This window comes from Roseobacter cerasinus (assembly GCF_009811755.1).
Classification (GTDB): Bacteria; Pseudomonadota; Alphaproteobacteria; order Rhodobacterales; family Rhodobacteraceae; genus Roseobacter; species Roseobacter cerasinus.
In genome coordinates, this window is sequence record NZ_BLIV01000004.1 from 100,517 (window position 1) to 114,968 (window position 14,452).

At 57.9% G+C, this 14,452-nt stretch carries 18 protein-coding genes and 1 tRNA gene; 10 read left to right on the forward strand and 9 right to left on the reverse strand.

Features of this window, described 5'->3' with window-relative positions:
- The first annotated feature begins 31 nt into the window (after positions 1–31).
- Complete coding sequence (locus So717_RS11475; RefSeq protein WP_159977379.1) at positions 32–1,720, forward strand: calcium-binding protein; 1,689 nt, start codon at positions 32–34, stop codon at positions 1,718–1,720.
- 186 nt (positions 1,721–1,906) lie between these two features.
- Here So717_RS11475 and So717_RS11480 read toward each other — a convergent pair whose 3' ends face one another.
- Positions 1,907–2,185, reverse strand: coding sequence for a hypothetical protein (locus tag So717_RS11480; protein ID WP_159977381.1), 279 nt, complete (start codon positions 2,183–2,185; stop codon positions 1,907–1,909).
- A gap of 598 nt (positions 2,186–2,783) precedes the next feature.
- Here So717_RS11480 and So717_RS11485 point away from each other — a divergent pair.
- Entirely contained in the window at positions 2,784–5,537 is a 2,754-nt protein-coding gene (locus tag So717_RS11485; protein ID WP_159977383.1) for a calcium-binding protein, read from the forward strand.
- 226 nt (positions 5,538–5,763) lie between these two features.
- Here So717_RS11485 and So717_RS11490 read toward each other — a convergent pair whose 3' ends face one another.
- From So717_RS11490 to So717_RS11505, 4 genes are all read right to left on the reverse strand, one after another.
- On the reverse strand, positions 5,764–6,057 hold the full coding sequence (locus So717_RS11490) for a type II toxin-antitoxin system RelE/ParE family toxin (RefSeq protein ID WP_159977385.1): 294 nt from the start codon (positions 6,055–6,057) through the stop codon (positions 5,764–5,766).
- Positions 6,054–6,305 (reverse strand): type II toxin-antitoxin system ParD family antitoxin, encoded by a 252-nt coding sequence (locus tag So717_RS11495; protein ID WP_202981910.1) that lies wholly within the window; start codon positions 6,303–6,305, stop codon positions 6,054–6,056. The genes So717_RS11490 and So717_RS11495 overlap by 4 nt, the downstream gene beginning before the upstream one ends.
- A gap of 98 nt (positions 6,306–6,403) precedes the next feature.
- Positions 6,404–7,024 (reverse strand): hypothetical protein, encoded by a 621-nt coding sequence (locus So717_RS11500; RefSeq protein WP_159977387.1) that lies wholly within the window; start codon positions 7,022–7,024, stop codon positions 6,404–6,406.
- Positions 7,024–7,683: a DNA methyltransferase gene (locus So717_RS11505; protein ID WP_159977389.1), complete on the reverse strand. Its 660-nt coding sequence runs from the start codon at positions 7,681–7,683 to the stop codon at positions 7,024–7,026. Before So717_RS11505 ends, So717_RS11500 begins: the two co-directional genes overlap by 1 nt.
- Here So717_RS11505 and So717_RS11510 point away from each other — a divergent pair.
- Both So717_RS11510 and So717_RS11515 read left to right on the forward strand, forming a co-directional pair.
- On the forward strand, positions 7,651–8,238 hold the full coding sequence (locus So717_RS11510) for a TraM recognition domain-containing protein (protein ID WP_238840861.1): 588 nt from the start codon (positions 7,651–7,653) through the stop codon (positions 8,236–8,238). The two genes, So717_RS11505 and So717_RS11510, sit on opposite strands and share 33 nt — an antisense overlap.
- Positions 8,235–8,477 (forward strand): hypothetical protein, encoded by a 243-nt coding sequence (locus So717_RS11515; RefSeq protein WP_159977393.1) that lies wholly within the window; start codon positions 8,235–8,237, stop codon positions 8,475–8,477. The genes So717_RS11510 and So717_RS11515 overlap by 4 nt, the downstream gene beginning before the upstream one ends.
- Here So717_RS11515 and So717_RS11520 read toward each other — a convergent pair.
- Entirely contained in the window at positions 8,474–8,743 is a 270-nt protein-coding gene (locus tag So717_RS11520) for a hypothetical protein (protein ID WP_159977395.1), read from the reverse strand. The two genes, So717_RS11515 and So717_RS11520, sit on opposite strands and share 4 nt — an antisense overlap.
- 59 nt (positions 8,744–8,802) lie before the next feature.
- Complete coding sequence (locus tag So717_RS11525) at positions 8,803–9,225, reverse strand: hypothetical protein (RefSeq protein ID WP_159977397.1); 423 nt, start codon at positions 9,223–9,225, stop codon at positions 8,803–8,805.
- A gap of 101 nt (positions 9,226–9,326) precedes the next feature.
- Here So717_RS11525 and So717_RS11530 point away from each other — a divergent pair, with 101 nt between their 5' ends.
- The 3 genes from So717_RS11530 to So717_RS11540 all read left to right on the forward strand — a co-directional run bounded on the left by So717_RS11530 (position 9,327) and on the right by So717_RS11540 (position 11,837).
- Positions 9,327–9,926: a hypothetical protein gene (locus So717_RS11530; RefSeq protein ID WP_159977399.1), complete on the forward strand. Its 600-nt coding sequence runs from the start codon at positions 9,327–9,329 to the stop codon at positions 9,924–9,926.
- Positions 9,927–10,035: 109 nt separating this feature from the next.
- Positions 10,036–10,314: a hypothetical protein gene (locus So717_RS11535; protein WP_159977401.1), complete on the forward strand. Its 279-nt coding sequence runs from the start codon at positions 10,036–10,038 to the stop codon at positions 10,312–10,314.
- Entirely contained in the window at positions 10,311–11,837 is a 1,527-nt protein-coding gene (locus So717_RS11540; protein ID WP_159977403.1) for a recombinase family protein, read from the forward strand. Before So717_RS11535 ends, So717_RS11540 begins: the two co-directional genes overlap by 4 nt.
- Here the strand turns inward: So717_RS11540 and So717_RS11545 are convergent.
- Positions 11,825–11,900, reverse strand: a tRNA-Ala gene (locus So717_RS11545). The two genes, So717_RS11540 and So717_RS11545, sit on opposite strands and share 13 nt — an antisense overlap.
- A gap of 93 nt (positions 11,901–11,993) precedes the next feature.
- Entirely contained in the window at positions 11,994–12,323 is a 330-nt protein-coding gene (locus tag So717_RS11550) for a TIGR02300 family protein (protein WP_159977405.1), read from the reverse strand.
- Positions 12,324–12,436: 113 nt separating this feature from the next.
- Between So717_RS11550 and So717_RS11555 the strand changes: the two genes are divergently transcribed.
- The 3 genes from So717_RS11555 to So717_RS11565 all read left to right on the forward strand — a co-directional run bounded on the left by So717_RS11555 (position 12,437) and on the right by So717_RS11565 (position 14,449).
- Positions 12,437–13,135 (forward strand): M48 family metallopeptidase, encoded by a 699-nt coding sequence (locus So717_RS11555; RefSeq protein WP_159977407.1) that lies wholly within the window; start codon positions 12,437–12,439, stop codon positions 13,133–13,135.
- Positions 13,136–13,171: 36 nt separating this feature from the next.
- Entirely contained in the window at positions 13,172–13,822 is a 651-nt protein-coding gene (locus So717_RS11560; RefSeq protein WP_159977409.1) for a GntR family transcriptional regulator, read from the forward strand.
- A gap of 138 nt (positions 13,823–13,960) precedes the next feature.
- On the forward strand, positions 13,961–14,449 hold the full coding sequence (locus tag So717_RS11565) for a GNAT family N-acetyltransferase (RefSeq protein ID WP_159977411.1): 489 nt from the start codon (positions 13,961–13,963) through the stop codon (positions 14,447–14,449).
- The last annotated feature ends 3 nt before the right edge of the window (positions 14,450–14,452 follow it).

A 14,452-nucleotide genomic window follows, 5' to 3' on the forward strand; every position in this document is an offset into this window, starting at 1 on the left:
GAGACGTGGATTTTTCAGACAAGGAGCGCGTATGTCCACGGAAGAGTTGGTGCCGACGATATTGAATGCTTATGAGCCGAGCATGGCGGCCTTGGAGGATGGCGGGCATCTTGCTGTCTGGTCCTCTGCAGATGCGGATCGCCGTGGCATCTGGGCGCAACGCTATGATGATGATGGTGTGGCTGTCGGGCCGATTTACCGGATCAATACCGATGAGACAGGCGGTCAGGAGCGGCCGGAGATCATCAGACTTGATGACAACAGTCTGGTTGTCGTCTGGACTGACCGCGATACCACCACTCTCGACTTTGAAGGCCATACCGCGCAGCGCCTAACGTCGACAGGTGCGCTGGACGGTGTGCCATTCCAGGTTGACACGAATGTGGCCGCCAACTTGGGTGGCGTCGATCCCGGCACGCAGCTCAGCGCGCTGGCCGACAATCCGAATGACCCGGCAGACGTCAGCCGTTTTGTTTCAGTCTGGGAGACATACAACCAGGATGGCAGCCTGAACGGTATTTTCGGCCAGGTGTTCAACGCAAACGGTAAGGTCGGGACCGAGTTTCAGGTCAACACCTATACCACCGGTGCTCAGTACCGTGCGGAGGTCAAAGGACTAGCGGACGGTGGGTTTGTTGTGCTTTGGCAATCCAACGCGGGTGTCTGGGGCGCCGATCAAAGCAGTGGTATCTTTGGCCAACGCTTTGATGCAGCGGGTGCGCCGGTGGGCGTCGAGTTCCACGTGAACAGCACCACCGAAGATGCGCAGGAATATCCTCAGATCGTGGCGATGGATGATGGCGGCTTCCTTGCCGTCTGGGCATCCGGCGCGAACAATACCTCCAAGTCTCCGGAAGACGGGTACTACCTTCAGCGTTATGCCGCGGACGGAACTACCGTTGGTGAGGAGACCTGGATAGATGTCGAACTCACGCAGATCTTCGGGGCGAGCGGCCAACTGCGGCCCGTCCTGGTCAAGGCGATTGAACTGCAAGACGGCGGCTTCGCGCTGCTGTGGGAGAACAGGGAAGTTGGAAGCGCCCATGTTCAGAGCTTTACGGCCGATGGCGCCGCGCTGACCCCCGCACAAGAGGTCATCACAAATAACGATAACCCGCTCTACATCCCTGATCTCGACCAACTCAACGACGGTCGTCTCATCCTAACACATGGGTTTATTTCAGGAGCAACCGGCGATAACGGCATCTTCAGAACATATCTCGACGCCCCGCCAGCGACTGAGTTCGGTTCGAAAGGTGTAGTGGCAGGTACATCAGGCAACGATACAATTGATGTCACATATGTGGACGCTCAGGCAAACGCTGTTTCCGCCGGCGACGATTTCATACTGGCAGGGGCGGGTGACGATACCATCAATGCTGCAGAGGGTGATGATGTCATCTACGGTGGAATTGGAGACGATCTGCTGCTGGGCGGCGTTGGCAACGACACCCTTACTGGCGATACCGGCGTAGATAGCCTGACGGGCGGTACAGGAGCCGACGTATTTGTCTTCAAACCCGATACAGGAACCGACACGATCACTGATTTCAATGCGATGGAAGGCGATCTGATCCAGTTTTACGGCGTATCCGGCCAAAGTCAGATCAATCTAGTGCAAGTCGGCAGCGATACGGAAATTCGAACGACGGCTGGTGACGTTTTGGTCGTTGTTGAAAGCGTTCATCTGACAGACTTCAGCGACTTCTTGTTTGGATGAAACGTACATCAGGGCGGCGAAGAAACTACGCCGCCCAAGCTTTGCCCTCCATGCGAGCTAAGATGAGGCTCTTGAGTGATCGAACTGACAGCTGTGACTGCCGCCCAAGGACACCCCTTTTGGTTTCGAAGCCGATCGGCGTTCTTAACGACCGTTTTGGTGAAATGCGCAGTGCCGGAGCGGTTACTACGCTGCAGGCGCGAAAGGATGCTGCGCCAGCAAAGGCTGGAAATTGAATGTCCGTTCCGTCCGCGTCTGATTTGCAGGATCGCGGCGCGGCGAAAGTACGTTCTTGGTTGTTGGAAAATCGGCGCTCGCGAATGACCGGATCGACGACCTGTTCTGCGGCAGCAACAATTCGATGCCGCGCCAGCGAGAGAATGCTGCGTCAGCAAAGCCCCAAAAGTGAATGTCTGGAAGGTCCGCATTGCGCAAGTCTATGTGCTTTGCGGCGATGGGCAGCAAACTAAACCTACTCCCATGCTGAATGAAAGGCGCCTGAGGTCACAATCCATCATAGAACACGACACTATGCCGATGTTTTTGACGTGATCGCCATAAAGCCCAGGCATCTGCCATCTAATATCGGCATAATCAGCAGATCGGCATAATATAAATTGCACATAATTCATAGCCTGATTCCCCATCAGTGCATTGGGCCTTCGTATTTCTGGCTGATCAAGGACCTATGCAGGCGGCCGTGGCTTGACGTGTGCAGGGTCCGCCTTGAGCCCGACCCGGCCGTCGCGTTTTCATGCTGCAGGCGCCCAATGCAAATAGATTTGTTGCGAGTGTTTGCTTCGTGGCATCGCGCGGCGGTAGGGAAACCGGTCATTCGTGCGCGGCGCAGGGAAGATTGAGACGGCTGTCTATGGGTTGCTAGATTTCCCTAACATTGACGCTTTGGACGCAACAGCGGCAGCCAACGGGACAGACGTGCCCGGGAACGGGTGAAGGTTCAGTAACTGTAAAGGATAAGGCCGAGTTTTGGTTCTTTCCGGCTTTCCGATCAAATATTGGAGAGGCCTGTCAGAGATAAACCTACAAGCGAGGCCATTGGACCATGGAAGAGATTTTGGAGACGGTTTTATCTGAGGATGTTGTGTCGACGGTTGCGCTTGCGGACGGCGGTCACCTGACTGTCTGGGCCTCACCGAACGGTACTGGGACAGGCATTTGGGGTCAGCGCTATGATGCGGCGGGCGTTGAAGTGGGTGCCATTTATCCGATCTACACGAGCGCTGCCCCTTTGGGCACCAGCGTATCGACGGAGATGGCCCGTCTGGACAACGGCGATATCGCGCTTGTCTTCGCCGCCAATGATGCAGACGCATCAGGGATCTACCACGTGACGCTGGATCAGTTTGGTCAGCTTGATGGCATGGTGCCGGAGGTAGCCAACACCTTTGAGACCGGAACGCAATTTTGGCATTCTGTATCGGCGTTGTCGGGTGGCGGCTATGTTGTGACCTGGGAGTCCTCCGGTCAGGACGGGAGCGGCCTTGGCGTCTTTGGTCAGGTGTTTAGCGCGGCAGGCGTCCCTGTGGGCTCCGAGTTCCAGGCCAACAGCTATACCACCAGCAATCAGCACATCCAGAATGTCACAGGCCTCGCTGATGGCGGTTTTTTGGTGACGTGGTACTCGGCGGCAGGACAATGGGGATCTGATGCCAGCGGTGGGATCTTTGCGCAGCGGTTCGATGCAACCGGCACGGCCACCGGGGTCGAGTTCCATGTCAACACGTCAACCGACGGCACTCAGTATGATCCTTACGTTGTCGATCTTCAGGACGGCGGCTTTGCCGTGCTCTGGACATCGCACGAAACGGACAACACAGGCCTCTTCTTTCAACGCTACGATGCGGATGGCGCAACTGTCGGTGAGGAAACGCAGGCTGCTGGCCTGACGGGGTTCAACCGCTTCGACAAAGTCACTTCGGTGATCAAGCTGCAGGATGGTGGCTTTGCCGTGCTGTGGAACGATGTCAGCGAGACCGCACTCAAGGTGCAGAGCTTCGACATCCAGGGCAACGCCATCACCGATATACACTCCATCGCAACAAATGCAGAGCGCGTTACCACCAACAATCCTCCGGATCTCGACCAGCTCGCCGATGGCCGCCTCGTCGTCACCTGGGTCACCCAAGGCGACGCATATCGCGAGATCCTACAGGCTCCGCCTGCAACAGCAGAGAGCAGCATCGGACAAGGGCCAGAAGAGATTTTGGAGACGGTTTTATCTGAGGATGTTGTGTCGACGGTTGCGCTTGCGGACGGCGGTCACCTGACTGTCTGGGCCTCACCGAACGGTACTGGGACAGGCATTTGGGGTCAGCGCTATGATGCGGCGGGCGTTGAAGTGGGTGCCATTTATCCGATCTACACGAGCGCTGCCCCTTTGGGCACCAGCGTATCGACGGAGATGGCCCGTCTGGACAACGGCGATATCGCGCTTGTCTTCGCCGCCAATGATGCAGACGCATCAGGGATCTACCACGTGACGCTGGATCAGTTTGGTCAGCTTGATGGCATGGTGCCGGAGGTAGCCAACACCTTTGAGACCGGAACGCAATTTTGGCATTCTGTATCGGCGTTGTCGGGTGGCGGCTATGTTGTGACCTGGGAGTCCTCCGGTCAGGACGGGAGCGGCCTTGGCGTCTTTGGTCAGGTGTTTAGCGCGGCAGGCGTCCCTGTGGGCTCCGAGTTCCAGGCCAACAGCTATACCACCAGCAATCAGCACATCCAGAATGTCACAGGCCTCGCTGATGGCGGTTTTTTGGTGACGTGGTACTCGGCGGCAGGACAATGGGGATCTGATGCCAGCGGTGGGATCTTTGCGCAGCGGTTCGATGCAACCGGCACGGCCACCGGGGTCGAGTTCCATGTCAACACGTCAACCGACGGCACTCAGTATGATCCTTACGTTGTCGATCTTCAGGACGGCGGCTTTGCCGTGCTCTGGACATCGCACGAAACGGACAACACAGGCCTCTTCTTTCAACGCTACGATGCGGATGGCGCAACTGTCGGTGAGGAAACGCAGGCTGCTGGCCTGACGGGGTTCAACCGCTTCGACAAAGTCACTTCGGTGATCAAGCTGCAGGATGGTGGCTTTGCCGTGCTGTGGAACGATGTCAGCGAGACCGCACTCAAGGTGCAGAGCTTCGACATCCAGGGCAACGCCATCACCGATATACACTCCATCGCAACAAATGCAGAGCGCGTTACCACCAACAATCCTCCGGATCTCGACCAGCTCGCCGATGGCCGCCTCGTCGTCACCTGGGTCACCCAAGGCGACGCATATCGCGAGATCCTACAGGCACGGCCCGTGGCCGGGTTTGGCTCTCAGGGTGTTATCTCGGGGACCTCAAGCAATGACGTCATAGACGGCACGTACCAGGACGCCGAGGGAGATGGCGTTTCTGTCGCGGATGATTTCATATTGGCTGTGGCAGGCGACGATATCATCAATTCTGCTGATGGCGATGACGTCATTTATGGCGGGAGTGGCAATGACCTGATAGACGGAGGCGCTGGAAACGATACCCTTACAGGCGATGCAGGCACAGACACCTTGACTGGGGGCAGCGGAGCCGACGTCTTCGTACTCAAGCCAAACTCGGGGAGCGACACGATCACTGATTTCGATGTGTCCGAAGGCGATCTTTTCCAGATCCACGGCCTATCTGGCCAGAGCGAGATCAATCTGTTGCAGATTGGCGGCGACACCGAAATCCGGACAACGTCTGGTGACGTTTTAGCAGTTGTCGAAGGTGTTCACCTGACAGACTTCAGCAACTTCTTGTTTGGATGAGTTTGAGGTAGGGGCGGCCTAGACGCTACGCCGTCCATGTCTCGACCTAGGTGCGAGCCAAAGCGATGTTCTCGAACGACGGGTCTGGCGACGTCTGCTGTGACGCAGCGCCAGGCCTGCCTCACATGCGAACGGACGCTGCGTCAGCGAAGCCAGAAAATGAATGACCCCAAAGTCCCGCATCTCTCCAGTCTGCGCCCGGCGCAGCGAAGAACGGGTTCTGCGATCACAGCCTGCTTCCCACATCCTGATACTTCACGACCGCGCGGATTTCGACGGCCTCTCCTTCGACCACGTAGTAGATCGCGTGTTTTTCGTAGACGGATCGGCGATAGCCTTCGCGGATGTCATCAACGGCGGGGTACATCTTTGGATGCTCACAGATGCGCTCAAACCGTTCAAGCAAGCCATCGTAGTAGCGGTCTGCCTGAGCTTCGCCCCAGGTCGTGAAGCCTTCGGTGTAGAGATCGTCGAGGTCCTGATCCGCGACTTTTGTGATGCGGAGGGACAGTTTTTTCATCGAGCGGTCTTCAAGCGCTCCTTCGCGGCGGTGCGGATGTCGGCGGGCGTGCGGTCGCTGATCCCGCTTTCCTCAGATACGATCAGTTTCGCGCGCAGCGCGTCAATCTCAGCCATGCGCAGCTCTTTCTCACGCAGCGCTTCGCGGATCACCTCGCTGTCCGAGGCGTAGTGACCAGAGGCGATCTGCGCCTGAATGAAGGCGTCCTGGCTATCGGTGACGGTGATGCTTTTCTTGACCATGCTCATTACCGGCCTCGTTCGTTATCCTACTTAATACTACCGCACATCGTTACAAAAAGTCAAATGCGGCGCGGACAGACCGTCAGGGCTGTCCGCGCGTTTTTTTATCTGCGCCTGAAGAAATCGGGATCAATGCGCAGTAGCTCGCCGCGCAACTCGGTCTCAACATGGATTTCGATCACACGTTGCACAAAGCCCTCGGTCGTCATGCCCCGCTCCGGCGGGATCGAGACACCCAGAAAACTACGATACCCCGTGGCACTGAGAAAGGGTTTGTCGGCATCCACCGCGCGCACTGAAAAGCCAAGATAAGTCATCGCAGTGGCACCAATGCCAAAAATGCCGCCCATTTCAACGCGGGCTGTCAGACCCGCCGCATCCACCACAAAGCTACCGCTTTGTCCCCAGAGCGGCAGTTCACCCTCTGCAGCGCTTGCTTGTGCGTCCAGCTTGCAGCCCGGCGCGTCTTCCCCTGCCAAGATGCCATGCCGACCGCCATTCAGTTTTGACGCCAAAAGGTAAGCCTCCTGCCGGACGTGCATCGCGGTTTCGAAATCATTTGTCAGCATTGCGGCGTGATGGTCTGCGATCTGCTGCCGATGACAGGTCAGCGCCTCCGCCCATGTTCCGGGCAGATGTGCGGCTTCACGGTCAAAGACGCGGGCGGCGTTGTCTGTGTCGGCGTCTCGCAAGAGCGCGTCGAATCCGAGTTGTTCACAATCCATTATGCTGCCCTCCCAGTTGCCTGGGCTTGGAAGCGGGCAACACCTGCCAACCGTGTTTGCGCGGTTCGAACATGCTGCGGATCAATGTCGATGCCGAGATAGTCCCGCCCGTTCAGCGCTGCCGCGACTGAGGTGCTGCCTGACCCGCTGAACGGATCGCAAACGAGATCACCGGGCCTGGAAAAACACCGGATCAATGGGGTGAGAATTTCTACGGCCTTTTCCGTCGGGTGCCGCCTGTTACCCGAATAGACCCAATCCATGACGCTTGGCAGCGGACGGGCTGGCTTGGCAGGATTGCCCTTTGCCAGCACAAACGCGCTCTCATGACGATATTCAGTGAAACCTTTGCGGGACGCATAGCGCTTGTGCCAAATGATCTGGCTCACGATCCGCAAGCCTGCAGCGTCCCACGCAGCGGTAAACTGCGGCAAGGCTGACCACCCTGCAAAGCAAACCGCATAGCTGTTGGGTTTCATCGCCTGCGCCATCGGCGCAAAGACAGGCATCACGCCATCTGCGTTGGTGTCATTCCGCAAATTGCGCCCGTCGCGATCGCGGTAATTCACAAGATAGGGTGGATCCGCCGTGGTGGTTTTATTTTTCTCGTTGGGCCACAGCGTTTTATGGAACGCAGCGGCACCTACATGGGCACGCATCTGATGTCTTTTGTCGATGCGCTTTATGCGGGCGCTGGCTCGCTCAAGATTATCGCTGATGAATGGACCAATTTTCCAGCTGCCAAAGAGCTTATCACCCGCAGCACGACTCTGCGTGCCTACGGAGGTGAGCTATTGATGATCGCGCAGTCACCCAGCGAGGTAATACGAAAGTTTGGTGAGCAAGAAGCGCAAACGGCAGAAGACAACTCGATCACCAAGCAATGGTTAGGATTTTCCAACTTCCGCGAGGCAAGGAAGGTCAGTGAAGCCATGGGCGACGAGCACGCGGTCGCTTCTGCGCTTGGCAGCGACAATGGCGGCTTCAAATCCAACACCAACCTCAGCCTGATCAAACAACGCCACATGACGCCTGCGGAGTTGATGGCGATGCCCAAGGAACAGTGTCTCGTTCACATCAAGGGCATCGGCTTCATGGTGTTGAACACGGTGAGCCAGGAAAACATCGCCCCTTACTGCGATCTTATCGCCGAGAACCCGCTTGAGGGCGGGCGTCTGGCACCGGACTCGAAGATGACGCTGGTGACGCCATGAGGATTGCTGCCCTGTTTCTGTGGATCATGGTCCCGATTGGGTTTTGGTGGGCTTATGCCGTCTACGGCACACCCCACCTCGTCTTGAGCTATCGCTTTCACGACAATGGCGACATCTACAACCCGCTGGCACATCGGCGCTACATCAACTGCGACTATCTCGGCGTCCACGGCTGGATCACTGTGCCCGCCGTCGAAGAGAACTGTCCCTGGGTTCGCTTCTTCAAGGTCAATTCCTAGTGCAGACTGGTCAGGTACTGCGCGTCGGGTGGCGTAAAGGTGCGATCCTTCAGATCAAAGCGTTGCGACAGATCAAGCCGCACCATCTCTTTGAGGCAACTCAACACAAGATCCGGGCACACCACGCCTTCCGCAATGACATCATCGTAATGCGCCCGCTCATCGCCGGTGAACACGTTCCACAGTGCTATGGCTTTCCAGAAACCGGCGTAGTCATGATCTGCCAGCCATTCTTCAACGTCTTGAATATCTTCAAAAACAACCATGCGGGTAGTGTATCAAATCTGGCCGCTGTTCCGCAAATTTGAGGAGGAAAACCATGCCGTTATCCACAGAAGACGCAGTGCGGGAAACCCACCGCCTCGCGCTTGAAGGTAATCTGCGCAAGAGCCTTCGGACCAAGGACGAGTTCGCGCGCTTCAAAGAGATTGCCGAGGAAGCCGCAGAGCGCATCGACGCAGAAAAAGACGCTTTCCGGTCGACCTACCATCAGCGCGTGATTGAAGCGACAGAAGCCGTCTTGCGTGAGCATAACCAACGCACGCTTAACCATCCGAAGCCCAGTTGGGCCATCGACGAACCACCAAGCGCCGACAAGATTGATCTGTTCGCGCGGAACCGTGTGCAGGCTGATCACGAGGCGCGCATCGCAGCCATTCGCGTGGATCAGACGCATCAATACCGGAAACTTCGTGACGCCTGTCACGCCCGCGAAAACGCGCCGACACGGACCCAAGACCGGAACCATGGGCGTGCCCGAAACGCGTTCCAAACCGCCAACCAAATATCCCGGCACGAGCTTGGTCTTCCGCTGCGCTCTGGCCCTTCCCGATCCTGAAAGGACAGATCATGATAAATGACGACCAACTCACCGCCGCCCGCGAGAGCTTCTCCGGCAAAAACATGACCGAGACGCAGCTCAATAAGGCTATTGCCATCGCTGACATCATCCATGCTGATATCCAGAAAAGCGGCTCCTTCATCGAACCTTTAACTGACTTCAGTCACGCATTCGCTCGCAGCGAAAAGTTCGACGCGATGCGGGCAGAAAAGATGATCCGCGACGTATTCACCGCCACGCGCGGCCAGTCGATGAACCAGATGCGCGAGAGCTTGCAGACGGCGGCAGACAACTTGCCCGACACAGCGCGAGCCCGCGCACTTGTCTGTGCCGAAAGCATCGGTGATCTGATCCAAGCCGCGCCCACCCAGCCGTTCTACCTCGCTCAAGACCGCGCGGCGGTCACCTTGTCCTCCGAGTTCGGCATCACCCAGAACGCCGCCAAGGCGCTCATGGCTGATGTGTTCGAACAAGCGCACGGCAAGGAGCTCTACGCCCACGGCAAGGAACTCGAAGAGGCTTACCACAAGCCTGTACGCGAGGCGGAGATTGCCGCCCGAAAGGCAGAGCAGCTGCAGTCTCGCAACCATACACAGTCCTACTCCTGACCAGCAAGCATATGAAAACAGGAAAGTAATCCTAGACAGATCCCAAAATACCTGAGACCATGTTCCTCTTATGTTCTCATTGAGGAGGAGCAAAAAAGAAAGGATACGTATGAAACACAACACAGATCCGCCGCCAAATGCGCGGCCCGCCATTCGTCTCAATATAGAAGACTGGCTACCATATCTGGCAGAGCCGGACATGCCCGAGACCGAGAAAATCGCGCTTATTGAGACCTTGTGGAGTATTGTTCTGGCCTTTGTGGATCTCGGTTGGGACTATGACGCGGGCGAAAAAACCAGTGGACAAAGTGTCGATCTGACCGCCGTGCTGCGACAGGCCGTGTTAAACTCGGAAGGTACCAAAACCGAAGATGAGGAGCCTGCATGAACAAACCCCAAGCGATTATTTATTGCCGCGTTTCCTCTAAAGGCCAGGAGACCGACGGGCACGGTCTTGAATCCCAGGAAGCGCGGTGCCGCCAACATGCGAAGAACAATGGTTACGAGGTTGTGTCGGTCTTCCCTGACACAATGACGGGCAGCGGTGACTTTGTGAAACGACCCGGCATGGTGGCGTTGTTGTCGTTCATAGATGCACAGCCCGACGAAAAGTTCATCGTGATTTTTGACGACCTGAAACGCTTGAGCCGGGACACGCGGGCTTTTCTGGACCTCCGCGATGCGTTCCGGCTGCGGGGCGTGCAAATTGAGAGCCCGAACTTCAGTTTTGAAGACACCCCGGAAGGCGAGTTCGTCGAAACGGTCATCGCCGCTCAAGGCGCGCTGGAGCGCAAGCAAAACGGGCGGCAGGTCAAACAAAAGATGAATGTGCGGACGGATCTTGGTTTTTGGTGCCACTTGCCGCCCGTGGGATATCGGTTTGAGAAGGTCCCGAATTTGGGAAAAACTCTGGTGCGCGACGAACCGGTGGCCTCTATTATTCAGGAGGCGCTCGAAGGATTTGCCAGCGGTCGCTTTCAAACGCAGGCCGAAGTGCGGCGTTTTTTGCAGAACGAGCCGCGCTTCCCATGCAGCAAGACGGGTCAGGTGGGTGCACAACGGGTCTCAGAGATGCTGCGAAAGACGTTTTATGCGGGCTACCTTTCCAGTGACGCCTACGGGCTGTCCTGGCACAAGATGCAGCATGAGCCGCTGATCTCGCTGGAGACTTTTGAGAAAATCCAGGTCCGCTTAAAAGGCAAGGCGAGAGCCCCCAAGCGCGCGAACATCGGCGATCAGTTTGCTTTGCGCGGCGTGGCTGTTTGTGCCTGTTGCAACATCCCGTTTCGATCGTCTTTTTCCAAGGGACGCAATGGGACACGTCACCCTTACTACCTCTGTCAGACCAAAGGGTGTGAGGTCTACGGTAAGTCGATCCGCCGCGACGTGCTCGAGGGGGATGTGGGCGCGCTGATCAAACGTCTTGAGCCGACCGCAGGCCTCACTAAGCTGGTCACCGAGATGTTCCGCACCGTTTGGGATGCTCGCGCCATACAGGCCAAAGACGCCACACGTGTCCTGCGCCAGCAGATCGCAGGCTTAGAGCGTGACATTACAAAGACCGTCGACCGCATTATTGAGACCGAGTCTCAAACGGTCGTCCGCGCGCTGGAGATCAAAGTTGAGGATCTCGAGCGGCAAAAACTATTCCTGACGGACAAAGCCGCATCTGAGGGCCAACCCAAGCGGACCTTCGAGGAACAGCTAGAACCGGCCATTGCCTTCCTCACAAGCCCTTGGAAAATTTGGGAAAGTGGTGAGATCACCCTACGCCGACTGGTGCTAAAACTGGCCTTTGCCGAGCCGATCCAATACTGCCGAAACAGGGGTGCTAGAACCCCGGAATTTGCTTTACCATTCAAAGCTTTAGGTTCTGTTTGTGGCAAGGGAGTAAGGGGTGGTGGAGCCTAGCGGGATCGAACCGCTGACCTCCTGCATGCCATGCAGGCGCTCTCCCAGCTGAGCTAAGGCCCCGTGTTGAACATGACGTTCAGTGCGCCGCTGAATAGGCGCTCCGCAGGGCAGGATCAAGCGGAAAAATCGCCTGCCCCACGGGTTTTTGCCAAATCAGCTGTCGTCGTCTTCCGACGCAACATCTGCAATCTCTTCGAGCGGGACGTTGTCGTCATCGTCCTCATCGTCATCCAGCAGATCATCGCCCAGATCGACATCGACGTCGTCATCATCTTCGATGACCACGTCATCTTCGTCGGTGTTTGCCTTGGCTTTGGCCGAAGCCGCATCCTCGGCGTCTGCGGCGATCATGCGGGACTTGCTGAGATCAATCTCGACAACCTCGCCCGTGTAGGGGCTGACAATCGGATTTTTGTTCAGATCGTAAAAACGCTTACCGGTCGTTGGGCACAGGCGCTTTGTGCCCCATTCTTCCTTGGGCATGAAAAACCCTCTTTGCAATTGCGACTCGTCGTGTAGATGATTCCGCGCAAGTGCCATATGAAACCGGGGCTGTAAAGGGCCACCGGAGGTGCCGCTGTGCTGGAGTGCCCCAGATGTCTGAAATGTGCCTTGCCGGGGATCCTCCCATACCGCTGACCCTGCGGCGATCCAGTCGTGCGCGTCGGATCTCCTTGCGCATTTCGCAATTGGATGGGCGGGTGACGCTGACCTTGCCGCAACGGGTGCCTCAGCGCGAGGCGCTGGCCTTCGCGCGGGAGAAAGAACCATGGATTCGTCGGCATCTTGCCGCCCGTGGCCCAGATGTTGATATCGCGATCGGCGCTCGCGTACCGGTGGGTGGCCAACTCTGTGACATTGTGCAGGGGCATGGTCGACGGGTTGTGTTGAGCAACGGCGAGGTTGCTGTCCCCGGTGCGCCGGACCGGGTCGGGCGCCGTCTGGTCGGGCACCTCAAGACCCTGGCGCGTGCGCGGTTTGCCGAGGCGTCGGATACCTACGCGGCGCGGCTTGGCCACTCCTACACCGCGCTGACGCTGCGGGATACGCGGTCGCGCTGGGGTTCGTGCACGGCTGACGGGCGGTTGATGTATTCCTGGCGGCTGATCCTCGCCCCGCCGGAGGTGCTCGACTACGTGGCGGCCCATGAGGTGGCGCATCTGGTAGAGATGAACCACTCCCCGGCATTTTGGGCCGAAGTCACGCGTCTTTATGGAGATTACGCAGCGCCGCGCAAATGGCTGCGCACCCATGGGAGTGAGCTGCATCGCTACCGATTTGGCGCTGCCAAGTGACTTGACCGGATTTCCCATTGTGATCACAAAGACCACATGATCCTCAACCCACGCCCCGTTGATGCCACCAGTGCGGCCCATGATCGGGTCTATCGTGCCTTGCGGGGGCGGATCATGCAGGGCGATCTGCCGCCGGGAGAAGCGTTGACCTTGCGTGGGATCGGGCGGGAGTTCGATGTGTCGATGACCCCGGCGCGTGAAGCGGTGCGCCGCTTGGTGGCCGAGGGGGCGCTGACCATGTCAACCTCGGGGCGAGTCTCGACGCCTGAGTTAAGCAATGAACGCATTGAGGAATTGGCCGCGCTGCGCGCGTTGATCGAGGTGGAACTGGCGAGCCGCGCGTTGCCGCGGGCCCATATGGCGCTGATCGAGCGGATGCAGGCCATCAACGGCACCATTGCCGAAGCTGTCGCCCACCGCGATGCCGCAGGCTATATTCGCACCAACCTCGAATTTCACCGCACGCTGTATCTGCGCGCCCAGGCGCCAGCGATGTTGGCCATGGCCGAGACGGTCTGGCTGCAGATGGGGCCAACCATGCGGGCGCTCTATGGCCGCTTGCGCAAGACCGAACCGCCCCAGTTTCACCGGCTGATCATCGCGGCGCTGAGGGCGGGAGACGAACCGGGCTTGCGTCTCGCCGTGCGGTCGGACGTGACCCAGGGCTTGCGTATGCTGGCGGGCTGATCTTTACCATACGACCAACATACCATTGAAAATTTCTACTTTATGTAGAATTTTATCCATATCCGATGGGTTGAGACGTGTTGTCTTTTTCAACCACACGGGTGGAAACCACTGGGTGACGGGGGTTGGTGCGTTTAAGTGGTTCAGATTGAGATGAATGTTGTTTTTGAAGGCGATATCCGGCCTCCGGGACCGGAGGACCTTGCTGTGGTTGCCGATATGGTGGGGCAGCTTGCAGCCTACCACGGAGATACCGCAAGCGTGACAGTGCAGGAACTGGCCCGCGATATCCTCGGGCCTGATCCGTGGGTGCAGGTCTTGCTGGCCGAACACCGGGGGGTGCCAGTCGGCTATGCAGCGCTTACGCCGATGGCGCAGATGCAGTTCGGGCGGCGGGGGCTGGACATGCACCACCTCTACGTGGCTGAGGGGCATCGCGGCAAAGGCGTAGGGAAAGCCTTGATTGCGGCCAGCCGTCACGTGGCGCGGGCGCGGGGGTGCCACTATCTCTCGGTCGGGACGCATCCCGAGAACCGTCAGGCGCAGCGGATCTATGACGCCATGGGGTTTGAGCGATCGGACCCGCCCGGCCCGCGATTCCGGATCCCGCTGGGGGCGGAGGCCTGACCG

Bases quoted from the DNA above. Each gene is read 5' to 3' on its own strand.
- So717_RS11475 (WP_159977379.1), top strand. From the start codon at position 32: ATGTCCACGGAAGAGTTGGTGCCGACGATATTGAATGCTTATGAGCCG.
- So717_RS11485 (WP_159977383.1), top strand. From the start codon at position 2,784: ATGGAAGAGATTTTGGAGACGGTTTTATCTGAGGATGTTGTGTCGACG.
- So717_RS11490 (WP_159977385.1), bottom strand. From the start codon at position 6,057: ATGAAAAAACTGTCCCTCCGCATCACAAAAGTCGCGGATCAGGACCTC.
- So717_RS11495 (WP_202981910.1), bottom strand. From the start codon at position 6,305: ATGAGCATGGTCAAGAAAAGCATCACCGTCACCGATAGCCAGGACGCC.
- So717_RS11500 (WP_159977387.1), bottom strand. From the start codon at position 7,024: ATGGATTGTGAACAACTCGGATTCGACGCGCTCTTGCGAGACGCCGAC.
- So717_RS11510 (WP_238840861.1), top strand. From the start codon at position 7,651: ATGGAACGCAGCGGCACCTACATGGGCACGCATCTGATGTCTTTTGTC.
- So717_RS11505 (WP_159977389.1), bottom strand. From the start codon at position 7,683: ATGCGTGCCCATGTAGGTGCCGCTGCGTTCCATAAAACGCTGTGGCCC.
- So717_RS11515 (WP_159977393.1), top strand. From the start codon at position 8,235: ATGAGGATTGCTGCCCTGTTTCTGTGGATCATGGTCCCGATTGGGTTT.
- So717_RS11520 (WP_159977395.1), bottom strand. From the start codon at position 8,743: ATGGTTGTTTTTGAAGATATTCAAGACGTTGAAGAATGGCTGGCAGAT.
- So717_RS11525 (WP_159977397.1), bottom strand. From the start codon at position 9,225: ATGGTTCCGGTCTTGGGTCCGTGTCGGCGCGTTTTCGCGGGCGTGACA.
- So717_RS11530 (WP_159977399.1), top strand. From the start codon at position 9,327: ATGATAAATGACGACCAACTCACCGCCGCCCGCGAGAGCTTCTCCGGC.
- So717_RS11535 (WP_159977401.1), top strand. From the start codon at position 10,036: ATGAAACACAACACAGATCCGCCGCCAAATGCGCGGCCCGCCATTCGT.
- So717_RS11540 (WP_159977403.1), top strand. From the start codon at position 10,311: ATGAACAAACCCCAAGCGATTATTTATTGCCGCGTTTCCTCTAAAGGC.
- So717_RS11550 (WP_159977405.1), bottom strand. From the start codon at position 12,323: ATGCCCAAGGAAGAATGGGGCACAAAGCGCCTGTGCCCAACGACCGGT.
- So717_RS11555 (WP_159977407.1), top strand. From the start codon at position 12,437: ATGTCTGAAATGTGCCTTGCCGGGGATCCTCCCATACCGCTGACCCTG.
- So717_RS11560 (WP_159977409.1), top strand. From the start codon at position 13,172: ATGATCCTCAACCCACGCCCCGTTGATGCCACCAGTGCGGCCCATGAT.